Genomic DNA, 3,487 nt, shown 5'->3' on the forward strand with positions numbered 1-3,487 from the left:
TCCCTTCCCAAGGAACACCCGCGGGGTGGAGCAGCCCGGTAGCTCGTCAGGCTCATAACCTGAAGGTCGCAGGTTCAAATCCTGCCCCCGCAACCACCGATACAGACACTCCCGAGAGCCCCGCTCCGGGAGTGTTCTGCTTTCGGGCCGTCCACTCCAGGAGCGTGCCGAGCTCGCCGTACAGCGTCACCTCCAACTGGCCGCGCTTCGGGCCGGGCGTCAGCGTGATCTTCTCGATCAGGCCCCGAATGGGTAAGCGGGGCGTGATTGCACCGGATCAGGAGTTGACGGCCGGCTTCCAATTCCACGGGAGCAGGTCGGCGACGCGGCTGGCGGGGTAACCGTTCACCATGCGCTCCAGGATGTCGCGCAGGTAGGCGTAAGGCTCGACGCCGTTGAGCTTGCAGGTTTCCACCAGCGAGGCGATCACCGCCCAGCGGTGGCCGCCGCCTTCGGAGCCGGCGAACAGGCTGTTCTTCCGGCTCAGGGCTACCGGCCTGATGCAGCGCTCCACCGTGTTGGTGTCCATCTCCACCCGGCCGTCGTCCAGATAGACGCACAACGCCTTCCAGCGGCCGAGCGCATAGCGGATCGCCTCTGCCAGCTTGGAGCGGCCTGGGAGGCGCGGGAGTTCCCGCACCAGCCACAGCTTCAGGTCGGCCACCTGCGGAGCGGACTCGGCTTGCCGGACCTGCCGGCGCTCATCGGCCGTGCGGCCACGGATGCGCTCCTCGATCGCGTGGAGCCGGGCGATGCGGCGCAGCGCCTCCGCCGCGATCGGCGAACCGTTCTCGGCCAGGTCGTAGAATCGCCGGCGGGCATGGCTCCAGCACGCCGCCAGCACGACCCGGTTGCCAGCGGCCAGCCGCTCGAACCCGGCATAGCCGTCCACCTGCAGCACCCCGTGGAAATCCCGGAGGTGGCCGGCCGGGCGCTCGCCCTTGCGGTCGCTGGTGTAGGCATAGACCACGGCCGGCGGGTCCGTTCCTTGCCAGGGCCGGTCGTCGCGGGCATAAGCCCAGAAGCGGCCGGTCTTCACCCGGCCCGTCCCCGGGGCCAGCGTCGGCACCGGCGTGTCGTCGGCGAACAGTTTGGTCGAGGCGAACACCGCCTTGGCGAGTTCCTCCTGCACCGTCTCCAGCCACCAGCACGCCTGCCCCGCCCATCTCGCCAGAACCGAGCGATCCACGGGAAAGCCGTTGCGGGCCAGGATCTGCGCCTGCCGGTAGAAGGGCAGATGATCGCAATAGCGGCTGGTGATGACGTGGGCCTGCATCGCGGGCGTGGCCATGCCCTTGGCGGCCGGCTTGTCCGGTGCCGATGCCTGGTGCAGCGTGCCGCAGCCGCGGCAGGCGTATTTGGGCCGGCGGATGCGCAGCACCCGGACCTGGGCCGGAACATAGTCCACCATCCGGGCGATGGTTTCGCCGGCCGCGTGCAGGGCGTCGCCGCAGCAGGGGCAGACGCCGGCCGCGGCATCCAATCCTTCAGGTTCCATGATGACATCGTGATGCGGCAGGTGATCGGGCCAGTCGCGCCCGCGCCCCTCCCGCCCTTCAGTCGCCTCCGCCGGTTCCGGGGCCGTGTCCGGGCTGTCGGTAGCGAGTTTGGCCTCGACCCGGGCGATGTCCGCTTCCAGGTCGTCCAGCCCGAGGTCGAGTTGATCGGCATCGAGCCGTTCGGAGCGCCGCCCGAAGACGGTGCGCTGCATCTGCCGGAGCTGCTGGCGCAGCGCCTCCAACTCCGCCAAATTAGCCTTCTGGCGCTCCACGACCTCGGCCGGATCGCGCACCAACTGCTGGAGCAGGGCCGGATCGGCGGGCAGGTTGTCGAGGTCGAAGCGCATGGCCAATTGTACCTCGGATCACGGCTCCAGACCAGCCAAGCCCGCGGATTTCCTCGACTTTTCTCCCTCTCACCCCGCCACCGTCGGGCGTGAGACCGGAATGGCGTGGCGCCATTCCAACCCCTCCAGGAGCAGGGACAGTTCCGCCGGCGTCAGCACCACCGTGCCGCCCGGCGTCCGCGTCGTTGGCCAGACAAAGCGCCCCTTTTCCAGCCTTTTGGCGAACAGGCACAGGCCGTTCTGATCGGCGTAGAGAATTTTCACGCGCCCGGCACCTTTCCCCCGGAAGATGTAAAGGTGGCCGCAGAACGGGTCCTTGCCGAGGGCCTGCTGCACCAGCAGCGCCAGCCCATCGAAACCGCGGCGCATGTCGCAGGGTTCCAATGCCAGATAGATGCGCACGCCGGCCGAGATCGACAGCATCACGGCCGCTCCAGCGCGCTCACCACCCGGCGCAGCGCCTCGCCATCGACGTCGCGCCCGACCCGCAACCGACGTCCTCCGGCCAATTCGATCTCGATCAGGCCGGCACCGGAGGGGAGCGACGCGGTGAGGGGGAGAACCGGCGTGGTGTCCGCCACCTCCACCGGCGCAAAGAGGGGCGGCGGCTTGGCTGGGGTGAGCATCTGGCGGCGCCAGCGAAACAGCAAGCTGGGATCGACCCCGCGTCGGCGGGCGACCAGCGACACGCTCATACCCGGCTCGCAGGTCTCCGCCACCAGCTGCTCTTTCTCCGCTGCCGACCAGCGCCGGCGACGGGGAGCCGCCTCGACGATCTCCATCACCAGCGGAGCGCTCGCCGTCATAGGGACATCACCAGGACTATCCCTATGACAGGGAGCGCTCACCTCCTCCACAGCGGCAAAGCGGCGTGACCAACGCCCCAAGGCCCACCGTCCGATCCCATGGGCTTCGGCATAGCCCTTCAACGTCAGCCCGCTGTCCTTCCAGGCATCGACATGACCGCGCCAATAACTCTCCAACTCCCGACCCGACATGCTCTTTCTCCGCTGAGGTGCGACCAGCGGAATATTTCATGAACCAGATTCAGGTCGGATGTGTCGTCACGCAACGCTTACGCAGCACGAACAGGATGCCGGTCAGCACCGCGCGGTCGTCCAGCCGCGGCGGCCACGCTCGGTGATCAACTGGATGTGGCGGTCGCGTTGGCTGAGGGCGCTCCGGGCCGTGTCGCTTGGCACCGCGGTTGAGCGCGGCGGGATGATCACCTCCGCGTCGGGGGTGTGAGCGGCCACAGCGCGGTAGACCGGCTCGCCGTCGTAGGCCCCATCCGCCAGCACCGTGCCGATCGGGCGCTTGATCTGGTCGAGCAGTGGGCCGACCAGGGAAGCATCGCCGTCCTGCGTGGTCGTCAGCTCCGAGGCGAGGATCTCCCCGGTATCGGAGTCGACCGCCAAGTGGAGCTTTCTCCAGCTCCGGCGCGCCATGCCGCCATGCTTCTCCAGGTGCCATTCGCCTTTGCCGAACACCTTCAATCCTGTGGAATCGATGACCACCGTCACTGGCCCGTCCGCCTTCGCCAGGGCGCTCGCCACCTCCAGGTTGGCGCTGCGCCGGGAAAAGGTGGTGTGATCGGGAACCGGCAGGTTCAGGCCGAGCAGGCGCATCAGCGAGCCCAAC

Annotated in this window: 3 protein-coding genes, 1 tRNA gene and 2 pseudogenes; 1 reads left to right on the top strand and 5 read right to left on the bottom strand. The window is 68.3% G+C overall.

Annotated features, from left to right (window positions below; genetic code table 11):
* Positions 1 to 19: 19 nt before the first annotated feature.
* Positions 20 to 96, top strand: a tRNA-Met gene (locus tag ACFPMG_RS23860).
* Positions 97 to 277: 181 nt separating this feature from the next.
* Here ACFPMG_RS23860 and tnpC read toward each other — a convergent pair.
* The 5 genes and pseudogenes from tnpC to ACFPMG_RS23880 form a co-directional block, all read right to left on the bottom strand.
* On the bottom strand, positions 278 to 1,846 hold the full coding sequence (gene tnpC, locus ACFPMG_RS23865) for an IS66 family transposase (protein ID WP_376997713.1): 1,569 nt from the start codon (positions 1,844 to 1,846) through the stop codon (positions 278 to 280).
* 69 nt (positions 1,847 to 1,915) lie between these two features.
* Positions 1,916 to 2,269 (bottom strand): IS66 family insertion sequence element accessory protein TnpB, encoded by a 354-nt coding sequence (gene tnpB / locus ACFPMG_RS23870; RefSeq protein WP_376997714.1) that lies wholly within the window; start codon positions 2,267 to 2,269, stop codon positions 1,916 to 1,918.
* The gene (gene tnpA / locus ACFPMG_RS35370) at positions 2,269 to 2,628 is read right to left on the bottom strand and encodes an IS66-like element accessory protein TnpA (protein WP_417281714.1); all 360 of its coding nucleotides are present in this window, start codon (positions 2,626 to 2,628) and stop codon (positions 2,269 to 2,271) included. The genes tnpB and tnpA (ACFPMG_RS35370) overlap by 1 nt, the downstream gene beginning before the upstream one ends.
* A gap of 84 nt (positions 2,629 to 2,712) precedes the next feature.
* Positions 2,713 to 2,844 (bottom strand): annotated as a pseudogene (gene tnpA / locus ACFPMG_RS35375) (IS66 family insertion sequence element accessory protein TnpA); the annotation flags it as partial.
* Between the two features lie 111 nt (positions 2,845 to 2,955).
* Positions 2,956 to 3,487, bottom strand: a pseudogene (locus ACFPMG_RS23880) (IS5 family transposase); the annotation flags it as partial.

The organism is Azospirillum himalayense (assembly GCF_042657465.1).
Taxonomy (GTDB): domain Bacteria; phylum Pseudomonadota; class Alphaproteobacteria; order Azospirillales; family Azospirillaceae; genus Azospirillum; species Azospirillum himalayense.